Raw genomic sequence first — 15,108 nt, 5'->3', positions numbered from 1 at the left:
GGGACAGGGGTAGTGTGTTGGTTGGGGGTTTCTCGTGGGGGGGAGGCGGGGGGGGGGGGGGGGGGCCCCGTACCCCAGGCCGGCGGGGGGGGGGGGGGGGGCCCCCCCCCGTCCGGATGACGACGGTGGGGTTGTCGTCAGCCGTTGACGCGTGCGGCGAGGTCGCGCCCGACCTCGGCCGTCGTGCGTACTCGGTCGCCGCGCTCGACGAGATCGGCCGCGACGGCCGCCTCCACGCGCTTGCTCTCCTCGGCGAGGCCGAGGTGGTCGAGCAGCAGCGAGACCGACAGGACCGTGGCGGTCGGGTCGGCCTTGCCCTGGCCCGCGATGTCCGGGGCCGAGCCGTGCACCGGCTCGAACATGGACGGCGCGGTGCGGTCGGGGTTGATGTTCGCCGACGCGGCGAGGCCGATGCCGCCGGTGATGGCGGCGGCCTGGTCGGTGAGGATGTCGCCGAACAGGTTGTCGGTGACGATCACGTCGAACCGCGACGGGTTCGTCGTGAGGAAGATCGTGGCGGCGTCCACGTGCAGGTAGTCCGTGGTGACGTCGGGGAAGTCGGCGTTGACGGCCTCGACGGTACGGCGCCACAGGTGCCCGGCGTGCACCAGCACGTTGTGCTTGTGCACCAGCGTGAGGTGCTTGCGCGGGCGGGCCTGGGCACGGGCGAAGGCGTCGCGCACGACGCGCTCCACGCCGAACGCGGTGTTGACCGACACCTCGGTCGCGATCTCGTGCGGGGTGCCGACGCGCAGCGCGCCGCCGTTGCCCACGTACGGGCCCTCGGTGCCCTCGCGCACGACGACGAAGTCGACGTCGCCGGGGTTGGCCAGCGGGCTGGTGACCCCGGGGTACAGCTTGCCGGGGCGCAGGTTCACGTAGTGGTCCAGCGAGAAGCGGAGCTTGAGCAGCAGGCCGCGCTCGAGCACGCCCGACGGCACGCTCGGGTCGCCGATGGCGCCCAGCAGGATCGCGTCGTGCTGCTTGATGGCCTCGAGGTCGGCGTCCGTGAGCGTCTCGCCGGTCGCGTGCCAGCGGCGCGCGCCCAGGTCGAACTCGGTGGTGGAGATCTTCACGTCCGAGCCGGCCACGGCCGCCTCGAGGACCGCCAGGCCCTGCTCCACGACTTCCGTGCCGATGCCGTCGCCGGCCACCACTGCCAGGTCGATGCTCCGCGTCATGGGCCGAGCCTAAGCCCCTCCGGTCATGATGCGGACACAGATCTCACGCTTCGGACAGCCAAGCTCGTGACCTCGCAGGTCAGCGGGACGTGCATCAGGCGCGGTAGAGCACCTTGAACCGCTCGCAGACCACGGGCATCGACGGGTCGAACTCCCGGCCGATCTGCGGGAGCGTGCGGCGCCAGTAGCGCTCGTGCCCGGCACGCCAGTCGGCCAGGGTGCGGTCGCCCTCGCCCTCGGCGGCGGCGTGCTCGGCGGTCACCTCCTCGAACGGGACGGTCTCGACCTGCGTGGTCCGGATGAGGAGGCGCGGCTCGCCCGCGCCGTCGAGCACGATCGACAGGTCGCCCTTGCGCGGCAGCGGCTCGTCGGCGGCCTCGTACTCCCAGACGGCGGCTGCGGTGCCGGTCTTCACCCCGTCGAGCACCAGCCCGAGCAGCTCGTCCGCCAACTCGGACGAGTCGCCGAACGACCAGGCGGGCGGCGGCACCACGTTCTCCGACCGCTCCCCCACCGCGCCGCCGTGGCTGGTGCGGCCGGCGCTCGGGCGCGCGACGTCCCAGAACTGCGTGATGAGGTCGGCCTGCTCGGAGTCCAGCCCGGGGGTCACGTCGTCGGTCATGGGTCCATCCTGCCAGGATGCCCGGCATGGACACCCGCGTCGCCGCCTACGCCCTCGTCCTCGAGGGCGACAAGATCCTGCTCCCCCACTGGTCCGGCGACGCCGGATCGGGCTGGACGATGCCCGGGGGCGGCATCGATCCCGGCGAGCACCCCGAGGACGCGGCCGTCCGCGAGCTGCGGGAGGAGACGGGGTACCACGTCGAGCTCGACGGCCTGCTCGGCGTCGACAGCATCGTGATCCCGCCCGAGGGCCGCGGCGTCGTCGACGGCACCGACCACGCGGTGGCGCTGCACGGCATCCGCATCCTCTACCGCGCGCACGTCGTCGGCGGCGAGCTCACCAAGGAGGCCGACGGCACCACCGACGACGTCGCGTGGCACAGGCTGTCCGACGTGGACGCGCTCGACCGCGTGGAGCTCGTCGACGTCGTCCGGGCGTGGGCGGGGCTGCTCGGCTGACCGGCCGAACTACCTCGGCGGTCCGGGTACTACCTCGCCGGCTTCGGTACTACCTCGGCGGGACCCGTCCTACCTCGGCATGGTCGGGACGCACGTGCGGCCGCCGCCCCCGGGTGGGGGACGACGGCCGCGCGCGTCGCTGCTGACGGTGTGGGTCAGCGAGCGGCGCTGCCCTCCGTGTAGTCGGAGTCAGCGGGCTTGATCCACGAGAACATCTTCCGGAGCTCACGCCCGGTGGTCTCGATCGGGTGCGCCTCGCCCTTCTCGCGCAGCGCGGTGAACTCGGGCGCGCCCGCGTCCTGGTCCGCGATGAAGCGCTCGGCGAAGGCGCCGTTCTGGATGTCCGCGAGGACGGCCTTCATGTTCTCCTTGACGCGCGGGTCGATGACGCGCGGGCCGGAGACGTAGTCGCCGTACTCGGCCGTGTCGGAGACCGACCAGCGCTGCTTGGCGATGCCGCCCTCGACCATGAGGTCGACGATCAGCTTCAGCTCGTGCAGCACCTCGAAGTACGCGACCTCGGGCTGGTAGCCCGCCTCGGTCAGCGTCTCGAAGCCGTACTGGACCAGCTGCGAGGCGCCGCCGCACAGCACGGCCTGCTCGCCGAACAGGTCGGTCTCGGTCTCCTCGGTGAAGGTGGTCTTGATGCCACCGGCGCGCAGGCCGCCGATGCCCTTCGCGTAGGACAGGGCCAGCTCCCAGGCGGAGCCCGACGCGTCCTGCTCGACGGCGACGATCACCGGCACGCCGCGGCCGTCGACGTACTCGCGACGCACGAGGTGGCCCGGGCCCTTGGGGGCGACCATGAGCACGTCGTGGCCGGCCTCGGGCTTGATGTAGCCGAAGCGGATGTTGAAGCCGTGCCCGAAGACGAGCGCCGCGCCCTCGTTGAGGTTCGGGGCGATCTCGTCGCGGTACACGTGCCGCTGCACCTGGTCCGGCGCGAGGATGACGACGACGTCCGCCTCCTTGACGGCGTCGGCGACGGTGAGCACGCGCAGGCCCTCGTCCTCGGCCTTCTTCGCGGAGCCGGAGCCCTCGCGCAGGCCGACGCGGACGTCGACGCCCGAGTCGCGCAGGTTCAGCGCGTGCGCGTGGCCCTGGCTCCCGTAGCCGATGACCGCGACCTTGCGCTGCTGGATGATGGACAGGTCGGCGTCGTCGTCGTAGAACAGCTCAGCCACGGTGATGCTCCTCGGTTCTCGGTACTGCGTTCGTCACTACAGGTCGGTATGTGGTCACCCGCGGGGGTGACGGTACGCGAACGGCGTCAGGCCGTGCGCACGCGCTCCAGCGCTCGGTCGGTGATGGACCGCGAGCCGCGGCCCACGGCGAGCGTGCCGGACTTCACGATCTCGCGGACGCCGTACGGCTCGAGCGCGCCGAGCAGCGCGGAGAGCTTGGCGGCGGTGCCGGTCGCCTCGATGACGACCGTGTCGGGGACGACGTCCACGACGTGGGCGCGGAAGAGGTCGACGACCTCGAGCACTCCCGCACGGGTGGCCTGGTCGGCCCGCACCTTGACGAGCAGGAGCTCGCGCTGCACGGACGACTCGGGGTCGAGCTCGACGATCTTGATGACGTTGATCAGCTTGTTGAGCTGCTTCGTCACGTGCTCGAGCGGGTGCTCCTCGACGTCGACCACCACGGTGATGCGCGAGATCTCCTCGTGCTCCGTGGGCCCGACGGCCAGGGAGTGGATGTTGAACGCGCGGCGCGCGAACAGCGCGGTGACGCGGGTGAGGACGCCGGGCTTGTTCTCGACCAGCACGGACAGGGTGTGACGCGACATGGGTCTCAGTCCTCTCGGTCCCACGCCGGCGAGATGCCGCGCGCGTACTGGATGTCGTCGTTCGGCACTCCGGCGGCGACCATCGGCCACACCATGGCGTCGCGCGAGACCTGGAAGTCGATGACCACGGGGCGGTCGTCGATCTCCTGCGCCCGCTTGATCGCGGCGTCGACCTCGTCCTCGCGCTCCACGCGGATGCCCTCGCAGCCGTACGCGTCCGCCAGCTTCACGAAGTCCGGGATGCGCCGGGTCCCGTGCCCGGTGTGCAGGTCGGTGTTGGAGTAGCGCTCGTCGTAGAAGAGCGTCTGCCACTGCCGCACCATGCCGAGCGAGCTGTTGTTGATCAGCGCCACCTTGATCGGGATGTCGTTGATCGCGCAGGTCGCGAGCTCCTGGTTGGTCATCTGGAAGCAGCCGTCGCCGTCGATGGCCCACACCTCGCGGTCGGGCTCACCGACCTTGGCGCCCATCGCGGCGGGGACCGCGAAGCCCATGGTGCCGAGGCCCGCGGAGTTCAGCCAGGTCCGGGGGCGCTCGTAGCGGATGAACTGCGCCGCCCACATCTGGTGCTGCCCCACGCCCGCGGCGTAGATCGCGTCCGGGCCGGCCAGCTCGCCCAGGCGGGAGATCACGTGCTGCGGCGACAGGTGGCCGTCGTCCGTGGGCGAGTAGCCCAGCGGGTACGTCTCGCGCCAGGTGTCGAGCTGGTGCCACCAGGCCGCCAGGTCGGGCCTGCCCACCTTGGCGTGCTCGGCCTCGAGGGCCGGCACCAGGTCGGCGATCACCTCGCGCAGGTCGCCGACGATCGGCACGTCCACCGGGCGGTTCTTGCCGATCTCCGCGGGGTCGATGTCGGCGTGCACGACGGCGGCGCTCGGGGCGAAGCTCGACAGCCGGCCGGTGACGCGGTCGTCGAAGCGGGCGCCGAGGGCCACCACCAGGTCGGCCTTCTGCAGCGCGGCCACGGCCGGGACGGTGCCGTGCATGCCGGGCATGCCCAGGTGCTGCGGGTGGCTGTCCGGGACGGCGCCGCGGGCGGTGAGCGTCGTGACGACGGCCGCGCCCGAGGTGTCGACCAGCCGGCGCAGCGCCTCCGACGCGCCGGAGCGGATAACGCCGCCGCCCACGTACAGCACCGGGCGGCGGGCGGTGGCGAGCAGCTTCGCGGCCTCGCGGATCTGCTTGGCGTGCGGCTTCGTCACGGGGTGGTACCCGGGCAGCGACAGCTCCTGCGGCCAGGAGAACTCGGTGGTGGCCTGCATGGCGGATTTCGCGATGTCGACCAGCACCGGGCCGGGCCGGCCCGTCGACGCGATGTGGAACGCCTCCGCGATCGTGCGCGGGATCTCCGCCGGGTCGGTGACCAGGTAGGAGTGCTTGGTGATCGGCATCGTGATGCCGACGATGTCGGCCTCCTGGAACCCGTCGGTGCCGATCAGGGACTGCGCCACCTGGCCGGTGATCGCGACCAGCGGGACGGAGTCCATGTGCGCGTCGGCGATGGGCGTCACGAGGTTGGTCGCACCCGGGCCCGAGGTCGCCATCGTCACGCCGACCTTGCCGGTGGCGTGGGCGTAGCCCTGGGCCGCGTGCCCGCCGCCCTGCTCGTGCCGCACCAGCACGTGGCGGATCTGCTTGGAGTCCATGAGCGGGTCGTAGAGCGGAAGGATCGCGCCACCCGGGATGCCGAAGACGTTCTCGACGCCGACCGACTCGAGCGAGCGGACGATCGACTCGGCGCCGGTGACCTCCTCACCGGACACGGTTCGGCCGGCGGCACCGTCAGCACTGCGCGACGCGGTGCGGGCGGCCACCTGGGCGGGGGTCGGGTTCGGCTGGACCATCGGTCTCTCCTGCCGGTCGGTCTTGCGGGCGAAGGGTCTGGCGAGGGGTGTCGCTGCAATGAAAAACCCCCCGGTCCCGGGATGACGGGACTGACGAGGGGTGAGCGCGCTGACGAAGCCTGGTGCGTGGGCCTAGTCGGCGCGCCCGGGAAGAAGTACTACGAGGATCGTCTGCACGGATCGAACGTTACGCCCGCGTCTCCTCGATGTCACGTCGTGAGCCCGGTGTCCCATCATGCGGACACCATGGGGGCACCGGGCTCACGACCTGCGCCGCGACGGCGACGGTCAGCTCACGTCGCGTCGCCGGAACACGAGCAGCGCGAGCAGTGTGACGACGACGGCGAGCGCCGCCACGGCCAGCCCGCCCTGCGCGGTGGTCACGACGTGGTCCACCGGGACGCACTCGAACACGCCGTCGGCGCTCGGCGTGCACCGCTCCGTCTGGAACACGACCCCGCCCTGCAGCCAGGCCGAGTGCGCCGTCGTCGGGAGCCAGCGCTGCAGCTCGCCGAACGAGTAGCCGAAGACCAGGCAGGCCCAGGCGACCACGCCGACCAGGCCGACCGCGGCGGCGGCATGCTTGAACAGCGTGCCGAGCGCCACGCCGAGCGCGGCGAGCACGGCCCCGGCCGCGACGAGGCGCCCGGTGAACGCGGCGACCTCGAGCCAGACGGCGCCGGTGAGCTCGCCGAGCGTGCCGTACGAGGCGTACACCGCGTACGACGCGCCGACGAGCAGCGCGAACCCGACCAGCACCACCGGGACCGTGCCGACCGCGGCGGCCACCGCCTTCGACCAGTACACCCGCTGCCGGCGCGGCTCGAACGTGAGCCACATCCCCAGCGACCCGCTGTTGATCTCGGCGGTCACGAAGCTCACCCCGACCACCAGCACGACGAGGAGCAGCAGCACCGCGAGGTCGTCCAGCGACGCCAGGCCCGACCACCCGTTCCACACCGAGCCCTGGATGTCCGCCACGGCGGCCCGGGTCGCGTCGTCCTGCGCGTTGACCTCCGCCGCCCCGTAGAGCATCTCGTCCTGAGCCTCGTCGGGGACGAACGTCTGCGTCGGCGGCAGGTACCAGTCCAGGCGGGGGGCCATCTGGTCGCAGCCCCAGTCCTCCGGGGTGGCGCCCTCGGCCTCGGCCCCGGCCTCGCAGTCGGCGACCTGCTGCTCCCCGTCCTTCTCCCACTGCTCCTGGTCGGCGGCGAACATCTCCTGCGCGTTCGCGACGTCCTGGTCGCTCGGCGGGGGTGCCGACAGGTACGTCGCCGCACCGCTCAGGACGACCAGCCCCAGAACTCCGACGCACGCCCAGCGCGTCACCTGGCGGGCCCACAGCCGGCGCAGCTCGACCCGCAGCAGGCGGCTCATGCGTCCACCTCCGTCGTCGTCCCGGTGCCGGCCCCGGTGCTCGCCGCCGCCGGCACCGGACCGCGTCCGCCGCCGCCGGGGACCTCCCCGGCCGTGAGGCCGAGGAACACCGACTCGAGGTCGGCCTGGAGCGGGGTGAGCTCGCGCACCCACACGCCACGCTCGCCGAGGGCGCGGTTCACGGCCGCGGGGTCGGCGGCGCCGTCGACGAGGAGCGCGTCGTGCTCTCGCCGCACGAGCAGCCCGCCGGTCTCGAGCACGCTGGTCGCGATGGTCAGGTCGGCCGGCGCGACGCGCAGCCGGACCGACCCGGTCGAGGAGCCGGCACCGATGAGGTCGGCCACCCGCCCCGCGGCGACGAGGCGGCCGCGGGCCACGATCGAGACCGTGTCGGCGATCTGCTCGACCTCGGCCAGGATGTGGCTGGACACCAGCACCGTCTTGCCCTGGTCGGCGAGGCCGCGCATGGTCTGCCGGATCTCCCGGATGCCCGCGGGGTCGAGGCCGTTCGTCGGCTCGTCGAAGATGAGCAGGTCGGGGTCCTTGAGCAGGGTCGCCGCGATCGCGAGCCGCTGCTTCATGCCGAGCGAGTAGCCCTTGTACCCGTCCTTGGCGCGCCCGGTGAGCCCGACCTCGTCGATGACGGCGTCCACCCGGCCCGCGGGCGCGCCGATCGCGTCCGCGAGCAGGCGCAGGTTGCGGCGGGCGCTGAAGGCCGGGAAGAACTTGGGGCTCTCGACGATGGCGCCGACCCGGCCCACCACCTCGGGCAGCCGCTTCGGCACCTCGTGCCCGAAGATCGTCGCGGTGCCCCGGTCGGGCCGGACCAGGCCCAGGAGCATGCGGATCGTCGTCGTCTTCCCCGACCCGTTGGGCCCCAGGAAGCCGTGGACACCGCCCACGGGCACCTGCAGGTCGAGGCCCTCGACCCCGACCGACCTCCCTCGCACGCTCCGGTACGTCTTGCGGAGCCCTCGCGTCTCGATCGCGAGCTCTCCACCACCCCGGGCACCGTCCAGCACGGCCACCGCCACCTCCTCGTGGCCGCGGCGCGGCCCGTCGGTCGCGCCCGTCGGACGACGGCGCTGCCAGGGAGGATAGAGCAGCCTTGACGTGGGCGAAAGGTCCCCGCTACCCGAGTTTGACCCGGTCGCGACGGTTCACCCGTCAGGCTCGCCCGCCCAGCGTTCGGCACGCCCCGGGATCACGGCGATGTCGACCTCGTTGCCCTCGGGGTCGGCGACCGTGCGCCAGAACGGCGCCTCCGCGTCGCGCACGACCGTGCCGCCGGCGGCGACCGCGGCTGCCACGCGCGCGTCGGCGACGTCGGCGGGGACGAACACGTCCACGTGGACGCGGTTGCGCTGCACGCGCGGTTCGGCCATCGGCTGCAGGAACACCGAGGGGCCGCGGAGCAGCGGGTCGTACAGGTCCGTCGACCCGCGCTCGAGATACCCGAGCGCCGCGGCCCAGAACCGGCGCACCGCGTCGACGTCGAGCGCGTCGAACGTGAGCTGGACGTCGCGCAGGACGGCGGGCTCGGCGCGCAGCCCGAGGTCGCGCGCGGCGGCCTGCGCCCGCTGCGCCACCCCGAGCCGGGCGGGGCCGATCCAGCCGTCCTCGGGCGGCCCGACCCGCAGGGTCACGCCGGAGTACCGCAGGTCGGCGAACAGCGGCACGCCGGCCTCGTCCGCCGCGCGCGCCGCCCGGGCGACCAGCTCGACGCCCGCGTCGAAGCCGCCCGTCGCGTAGTACGCGCTGGCGCCCTGGAGCACCCGCCAGTCCTCCACGCCGCCGGCCGCCCGGAACTCCGCGGGCGTGAGCAGGCCGTCGGGCAGGTCCTCCTCGAAACCCTCCCAGGCGATGACGTCCGCCTCGTTCCCCTCGGCGTCCGCGAGCGTCCACCACTGCGGCACGAACTCCTCGGTCGTGACGCGCCCGCCCGCCGCGAGCGCCGCGTCGACGCGCGCCTGCCGCACGTCGTCGGGCACGAAGACGTCGAGGTGCAGCCGCCCCCGCAGGGGGCGTGGCTCGTCCATGGCCTGGAACCAGACGCCCGGCCACCGCCGGTGAGGGTCCAGCAGATCCCCGCCGGAGCGGGAGTGCCCGAGGACCACGCCCCAGAAGGGCATGATCTGCTCGCGGTCGGCGGCGTCGACGGTCAGCTCCACCTCCTGCACGGCCGCGGGGTCGGCGGCGAGCCCGAGGTCCGCCGCCGCGGCGGAGACCTCCCGCGCCAGGGCGACGTCGCGCTCGCTCAGGCCGTCGACGTCGTTCGACTGCACGCGCACGACGACGCCGCCGGGCCGCAGGTCGACGTCCGGGTGGTGGTTCGCGGCGCCCGCGAGCACGCCCACGCGCTCGAGGAGGACGGCGCCCTGCCCGGGTGCCTGCGTGCGGAAGAGGGTGCTCGCGCCCCGGGCGAGGGCGCGCCAGTCGCCGGTGCCCGCGGCGGACTCGAACCCGGCCGCCGTGATCTCGTCGGGCATGGCCCTCCCCCGTCCTTCGGTGTCCCGGATCCCGCCTGGTCCACCCTGCCGCGCCGCCGCACGTCTCGCGCGGCGACGGACGGCACCGGGGCAGCACCGGGGCAGCACCGTCAGGCGTGGCGTGCCGGTGACCAGCAGCGCGCCGTCGCACCGACGCCGTTCCAGGCCACCACCGTCACGACGAGCACGAGCACGGCGGCCGCCGCCTCCTCCCCGACCTCGGCGACGAGGCCCTCGACCACGGCCGCCGGGACCTCGGCGGACGAGAGGCGGACCACCGCCTCGGCCAGGTCGAGGGCGGCGCGCTCGGCCGCGGTGAAGAAGCTGGACTCGCGCCACACCGGGAGGGCCAGCAGCCGCTGGGGGTCCACGCCGGCCTCGGCGGCCGCCCGGGAGTGCATGTCGACGCAGTAGGCGCAGCCGTTGAGCTGCGACGCGCGCAGGCGGACGAGCTCGCGCAGGACGGGGTCCACGCCCGCCCGCTCGGCGTCCGCGGCGGCCGCCTCGTCGAGGCGCCCCATCGCCGCGGAGAACTCGGGGGCGAGGCGGTCCACGTCGAGGCGGCGCGGGACGCGGACGAAGGACGGGCGAGCCGTCGTGCCGGTGGTCGTGGCGGTGGTCGTGCCGGTGGTCGTGGCGGTGGTCGTGGCGGTGGTCGTGTCGGTGGTCGTGTCGGTGATCATGTCTCGACGCTACGGACGGATGGTCCAGCACTACAGTGCAATCCGATGGCAGATTTCTGGTCCACTTCGCCGGCCAGGAGCGCGACGACAGGTCTCGACCTCCACCTCGCCCTCGGGACGCCGCGGCCCGGTCGCGGGCTCGAGGACGCGCTGCGGGACGCCGTGACGAGCGGCCGGCTCGCGCCGCGCACGCGCCTGCCGTCGACGCGGGCGCTCGCGGCCGACCTCGGCGTCGCGCGCGGCACGGTCGCCGCGGTGTACGCGCAGCTCGCCGCGGAGGGGTGGCTCGACTCGCGGGTCGGCGCCGGCACGTGGGTCGCGGCCCCCGTGGGGGCCACGCCCGCGGTCGCGCCGCCTCCCGCCGCGGAGCCCGACCTCCTCGACCTGCGCGCCGGGATCCCCGACGCGTCCGGGTTCCCCCGTGCCGCGTGGGCCGCGAGCGCCCGCCGCGCGGCGACCGAGGCCGCGACGGCGCACCTCGGGTACGGGGACCCGCTCGGCGACGCGGAGCTGCGGCACGCCCTCGCCGCGTACCTGGCCCGGGTGCGCGGCGTGCGGACCGAGCCGGGTGCCGTGGTCGTGACGCACGGGTTCGGCGAGCTCCTCGCGCTGGTGTGCCGGGCCCTCGCCGCCCGCGGGGCGCGCCGCGTCGCCGTCGAACGCTACGGGCACGCCGCGCACCGCGAGGTCGTCGCGGCCGCCGGGCTCGACGTCGTCCCGGTCGCGGTGGACGGCGACGGCCTGGACGTCGCCGCGCTCGCCGAGCTGTCCGGGATCGACGCCGTGCTGGTCACCGCCGCGCACCAGTTCCCGACGGGCGTGGCGCTCGCCCCGGACCGGCGCCGCAGCCTCGTCGCGTGGGCGGCGCGCACCGGCGCGATCGTCGTCGAGGACGACTACGACGGGGAGTTCCGCTACGACCGGCGGGCCGTCGGCGCCGTGCAGGCGCTGGCCCCGGACCACGTCGTCTACGCGGGCACCGCCAGCAAGGCGCTCGCCCCCGGGGTCGGGCTGGCCTGGGGCGCGGTGCCCCCGGCGCTGGTGGCGGACCTCGCGCACCAGCGCCGGCTGTCGGGCGTGCGGCCCGACCGCCTCGCCCAGCTCACGCTGGCGCGCTTCCTCGACGACCACGGCTACGACCGGACGGTGCGCAGCCGCCGCGCCGTGTACCGCGCCCGGCGACGGCGCCTGCAGGAGGTGGTCGACGCGCGGCTGCCGGGGTGCCGGCTCGTCGGCATGGACGCGGGCCTGCACGGCCTCCTGGAACTGCCCGCCGGCGTCCCGGAGCGTGCGGTCGTCCGGGCCGCGGCGACGCGCGGCCTGCGGCTCGCGGGCCTCGCGGAGCTCGACGCGACGGGCGGCGGTCCGGACGACGACGGGCCGCAGCACGTCGCGGTGGGGTTCGGCGCCCCGCCCGGGCACCGCTACGAGGCGGCGCTCGACGCGCTGGTGGCCGCAGTGGACAATGCGGTGACCGGCGGCGTCAGTGCCGCGACGTCTCGACCGGCAGCTCCAGCTCGGCGGCGGCGTCGCTGATCCGCCGGGCCAGGTCCACGTCCCGCGTCGTCAGGCCGCCGGCGTCGTGGGACGAGGTGCGGACCAGGACGGTGCCGTACCGCAGGTCCACGTCGGGGTGGTGGTTCACCGCGTCGGCGATCTCCGCGATCGCGTCCACGAACCGCGCCCCGGCGGCAAAGGACCCGGTGCGGAACAGGGCCCAGGCGGAGCCCTCGTCCGCGTGCCAGTCGCCGACGCCGTCGGAGTGGGCGAACTGTCGCGGGGTGATCGAGTCGGTCATGCGCCCAGCATGGCCTGACCGCGCACCGTTCGCGCGGCGTCGGCAAGGCGGTCAGCCGGCGGGGACCGGATCGTCGTCGAAGGCCGGGAGCCCGTCGATGCTCGTGCGGTTCTTGCGCCGCCGGTAGTCGGCCTGCCCCTCGGCGCCCTTGCGGTCCATGAACTGCGGGAGGAGATCGCGCTCCCCGACGTGGTCCAGCAGCGGCACGCCGTACCCGCAGGAGTCCGACACCCGTTCGACGTCGACCACGATCACCGCGCGGGCCCCACGGCGCTCGGAGAACCGGGGCGCCCATGCCGCGTACTCGTCGTCGTAGATCGTCACGACGCGCCCGTGACCGTGCAGCCGGACGATGTTCGGCGGCCCGTCGAAGGCGCAGAACATCAGCGTGATGCGGCCGTTCTCGCGCAGGTGCGCGATCGTCTCCGCCCCGGACGCCGTGAGGTCGAGGTAGGCCACGGTGCGCTCGTCGACCACGGCGAACGAGCCGTCGACGCCCTTGGGCGAGACGTTCACATGCCCGTCGGCGGCGAGCGGGGCGGTGGCGACGAAGAAGACGTGCTGGGCCTCGACGAAGCTCCGCAGCCGGGCGTCGATGTTCTCGTGCACCTTTCCCATGACGCCATCCTGCCGCCCGGCCCGCTCCTCGGTCGACGGACGCCCGGGTGGTGGGCGCTCAGCCCAGCACGGCGCCCTTGGAGGCGGACTGCACCAGCTTCGTGTACTTGGCGAGCACGCCGCGGGTGTAGCCGTGCGGCACGGGGGTCCAGTCCGCCGTCCGGCGGGCGGCGAGCTCGGCGTCGTCGACCAGCAGGTCGAGCGTCTTGCTCGCGACGTCGAGGCGGATGCGGTCGCCGTCGCGCACGAACGCGATGGGCCCGGCGTCGACGGCCTCGGGCGCGATGTGCCCGACGCACAGCCCGGTGGTGCCGCCGGAGAACCGGCCGTCGGTGATGAGCAGCACGTCCTTGCCCAGACCCGCGCCCTTGATCGCGCCGGTGATGGCGAGCATCTCGCGCATCCCCGGCCCGCCCTTGGGGCCCTCGTACCGGATGACGACGACGTCCCCCGCCGTGATCGTGCCGTCCTCCAGCGCGTCCAGGGCGCCGCGCTCGCGCTCGAAGACGCGGGCGGTGCCCTCGAAGACGTCGGAGTCGAAGCCCGCCGACTTCACCACCGCGCCCTCGGGCGCCAGCGACCCGTGCAGGATCGTGATGCCGCCCGTGGGGTGGATGGGCCGGTCGAGTGCCCGCAGGATCTTCCCGTCCGGGTCGGGCGGGGCGATGTCCGCGAGGTTCTCGGCGACCGTCCGCCCGGTGACGGTGAGCTGGTCGCCGTGCAGCAGCCCGGCGTCGAGCAGCGCCTTCATCACCACGGGGACGCCGCCGATGCGGTCGACGTCGTTCATCACGTACCGGCCGAACGGCTTGAGGTCGCCGAGGTGCGGCACGCGGTCGGCGACGCGGGAGAAGTCGTCGAGGGTGAGCTCCACCTCGGCCTCGTGCGCGATGGCGAGCAGGTGCAGCACCGCGTTGGTGGAGCCGCCGAACGCCATCACCACGGAGATCGCGTTCTCGAAGGCCTCCTTGGTGAGGATCTGGCGCGCGGTGATGCCGCGCCGCAGCAGCTCCACGACCGCCTCGCCGGACGCGTGCGCGAAGGCGTCGCGGCGGCGGTCGGCGGACGGCGGCGCGGCCGACCCGGGCAGCGACATGCCCAGCGCCTCCGCCGCCGACGCCATCGTGTTCGCGGTGTACATGCCGCCGCACGCGCCCTCGCCCGGGCAGATCGCCCGCTCGATGCGGCCGACGTCTTCCTCGCTCATCAGACCCCGCGCGCAGGCCCCGACGGCCTCGAACGCGTCGATGATCGTGACGTCCTTCTCGGTGCCGTCGGACAGCTTCACCCAGCCGGGCATGATCGACCCGGCGTAGAGGAACACGCTCGCGAGGTCGAGGCGCGCGGCGGCCATGAGCATCCCCGGGAGCGACTTGTCGCACCCGGCGAGCAGCACGGAGCCGTCGAGCCGCTCGGCCTGCATGACCGTCTCCACGGAGTCGGCGATGACGTCGCGGGAGACGAGCGAGAAGTGCATCCCCTCGTGCCCCATGGAGATGCCGTCGGAGACGGAGATGGTGCCGAACTCGAGCGGGTACCCGCCGCCCGCGTGCACGCCGTGCTTCACCGCCTGCGACAGCCGGTCGAGCGACAGGTTGCAGGGCGTGATCTCGTTCCACGAGCTCGCGACGCCGATCTGCGGCTTCGCGAAGTCGTCGTCGCCCAGGCCGACGGCGCGCAGCATGCCGCGCGCGGCGGTGGCCTCCAGGCCGTCGGTGACCTGGCGGGAACGGGGCTTCAGATCAGGGGCGAGGTCCGGGTTGGCTGGGGCGTCGGCGCTCATGCCCCGAGCGTAGGGACGACGCCGCGCACGTGCGCGGCGGCCGCGCCGGCGAACGCGGCGCGCAGGGCGGCGAACCGGGCGACGCCCGCCGTCCCGGGCCAGTCGGGGGGCAGGACGGCGGCCGGCAGCCCCGGGTCGGCGTACGGCAGCGGGCGCCAGTCGTCGACGGCGTGCACCCACCGGGCGAACGCCTCGTCCGGTGCGCGGGCGGCCGTCTCCGCGTCCCCGTCCGGGTCCGGGTGCGCCGCGAGGAAGCCGCGGTGCCGCGCGGCGAGGCCGTCGAGGTCCCACCAGCGGGCGACGGCGTCCGCGAGGGACCCGGCGACGCGCGGCGTCCCCGCGACGAACACGGTCGCGGCGTCGCGCCGGCGAGCACCTGGGCGACCGCGCCGGGGGTGCCGACGGCCCGCTGCCCCCGCTTCCCGGAGTGCACGATGGCCCGCCCGGCGCTGCGGTAGGC

General features: G+C 74.2%; 15 protein-coding genes. 2 read left to right on the top strand and 13 right to left on the bottom strand.

Features of this window, described 5'->3' with window-relative positions; all coding sequences use genetic code 11:
• Positions 1-137: 137 nt before the first annotated feature.
• Both ACFWEK_RS09420 and ACFWEK_RS09415 read right to left on the bottom strand, forming a co-directional pair.
• The gene (locus ACFWEK_RS09420; protein ID WP_429763839.1) at positions 138-1,181 is read right to left on the bottom strand and encodes a 3-isopropylmalate dehydrogenase; all 1,044 of its coding nucleotides are present in this window, start codon (positions 1,179-1,181) and stop codon (positions 138-140) included.
• A gap of 94 nt (positions 1,182-1,275) precedes the next feature.
• Complete coding sequence (locus tag ACFWEK_RS09415) at positions 1,276-1,803, bottom strand: ASCH domain-containing protein (protein ID WP_430545858.1); 528 nt, start codon at positions 1,801-1,803, stop codon at positions 1,276-1,278.
• Positions 1,804-1,829: 26 nt separating this feature from the next.
• Between ACFWEK_RS09415 and ACFWEK_RS09410 the strand changes: the two genes are divergently transcribed.
• Positions 1,830-2,264 carry an NUDIX hydrolase gene (locus ACFWEK_RS09410; protein WP_430553874.1) on the top strand — a complete coding sequence of 145 codons (435 nt, stop codon included), beginning with the start codon at positions 1,830-1,832 and terminating at the stop codon, positions 2,262-2,264.
• Positions 2,265-2,419: 155 nt separating this feature from the next.
• Here the strand turns inward: ACFWEK_RS09410 and ilvC are convergent, their stop codons facing one another.
• The 7 genes from ilvC to ACFWEK_RS09375 form a co-directional block, all read right to left on the bottom strand.
• Complete coding sequence (gene ilvC, locus ACFWEK_RS09405; protein WP_429763836.1) at positions 2,420-3,448, bottom strand: ketol-acid reductoisomerase; 1,029 nt, start codon at positions 3,446-3,448, stop codon at positions 2,420-2,422.
• An 86-nt stretch (positions 3,449-3,534) separates the two neighbouring features.
• The gene (ilvN, locus tag ACFWEK_RS09400; protein WP_429763835.1) at positions 3,535-4,056 is read right to left on the bottom strand and encodes an acetolactate synthase small subunit; all 522 of its coding nucleotides are present in this window, start codon (positions 4,054-4,056) and stop codon (positions 3,535-3,537) included.
• A 5-nt stretch (positions 4,057-4,061) separates the two neighbouring features.
• The gene (locus ACFWEK_RS09395; protein ID WP_430545860.1) at positions 4,062-5,900 is read right to left on the bottom strand and encodes an acetolactate synthase large subunit; all 1,839 of its coding nucleotides are present in this window, start codon (positions 5,898-5,900) and stop codon (positions 4,062-4,064) included.
• 288 nt (positions 5,901-6,188) lie between these two features.
• Positions 6,189-7,277: an ABC transporter permease subunit gene (locus ACFWEK_RS09390; protein ID WP_430553873.1), complete on the bottom strand. Its 1,089-nt coding sequence runs from the start codon at positions 7,275-7,277 to the stop codon at positions 6,189-6,191.
• Complete coding sequence (locus tag ACFWEK_RS09385; RefSeq protein ID WP_430553872.1) at positions 7,274-8,305, bottom strand: ABC transporter ATP-binding protein; 1,032 nt, start codon at positions 8,303-8,305, stop codon at positions 7,274-7,276. Before ACFWEK_RS09385 ends, ACFWEK_RS09390 begins: the two co-directional genes overlap by 4 nt.
• Positions 8,306-8,437: 132 nt before the next feature.
• Positions 8,438-9,766 (bottom strand): VOC family protein, encoded by a 1,329-nt coding sequence (locus ACFWEK_RS09380; protein ID WP_430553871.1) that lies wholly within the window; start codon positions 9,764-9,766, stop codon positions 8,438-8,440.
• A gap of 110 nt (positions 9,767-9,876) precedes the next feature.
• Positions 9,877-10,449: a carboxymuconolactone decarboxylase family protein gene (locus ACFWEK_RS09375; RefSeq protein WP_430553870.1), complete on the bottom strand. Its 573-nt coding sequence runs from the start codon at positions 10,447-10,449 to the stop codon at positions 9,877-9,879.
• A 45-nt stretch (positions 10,450-10,494) separates the two neighbouring features.
• On the opposite strand from ACFWEK_RS09375, the gene ACFWEK_RS09370 reads away from it, so the two are divergent.
• On the top strand, positions 10,495-11,985 hold the full coding sequence (locus ACFWEK_RS09370; RefSeq protein ID WP_430553869.1) for a PLP-dependent aminotransferase family protein: 1,491 nt from the start codon (positions 10,495-10,497) through the stop codon (positions 11,983-11,985).
• Here the strand turns inward: ACFWEK_RS09370 and ACFWEK_RS09365 are convergent.
• From ACFWEK_RS09365 to ACFWEK_RS09350, 4 genes are read right to left on the bottom strand one after another with little or no spacing between them, the layout of a single operon-like run.
• On the bottom strand, positions 11,933-12,247 hold the full coding sequence (locus tag ACFWEK_RS09365; protein ID WP_430553868.1) for a 4a-hydroxytetrahydrobiopterin dehydratase: 315 nt from the start codon (positions 12,245-12,247) through the stop codon (positions 11,933-11,935). The two genes, ACFWEK_RS09370 and ACFWEK_RS09365, sit on opposite strands and share 53 nt — an antisense overlap.
• Positions 12,248-12,298: 51 nt before the next feature.
• The gene (locus tag ACFWEK_RS09360; protein ID WP_430553867.1) at positions 12,299-12,865 is read right to left on the bottom strand and encodes a pyridoxamine 5'-phosphate oxidase family protein; all 567 of its coding nucleotides are present in this window, start codon (positions 12,863-12,865) and stop codon (positions 12,299-12,301) included.
• A 58-nt stretch (positions 12,866-12,923) separates the two neighbouring features.
• On the bottom strand, positions 12,924-14,648 hold the full coding sequence (gene ilvD, locus ACFWEK_RS09355; RefSeq protein ID WP_430553866.1) for a dihydroxy-acid dehydratase: 1,725 nt from the start codon (positions 14,646-14,648) through the stop codon (positions 12,924-12,926).
• Complete coding sequence (locus ACFWEK_RS09350) at positions 14,645-14,998, bottom strand: PaaX family transcriptional regulator C-terminal domain-containing protein (protein WP_430553865.1); 354 nt, start codon at positions 14,996-14,998, stop codon at positions 14,645-14,647. The genes ilvD and ACFWEK_RS09350 overlap by 4 nt, the downstream gene beginning before the upstream one ends.
• Between the last annotated feature and the right edge of the window lie 110 nt (positions 14,999-15,108).

The organism is Isoptericola sp. NPDC060257 (genome assembly GCF_042726645.1).
Taxonomy (GTDB): Bacteria; Actinomycetota; Actinomycetes; order Actinomycetales; family Cellulomonadaceae; genus Isoptericola; species Isoptericola nanjingensis.
The sequence above is the reverse complement of the archived record's forward strand: the minus strand, read 5'-3'. Positions and strand labels throughout refer to the sequence as shown.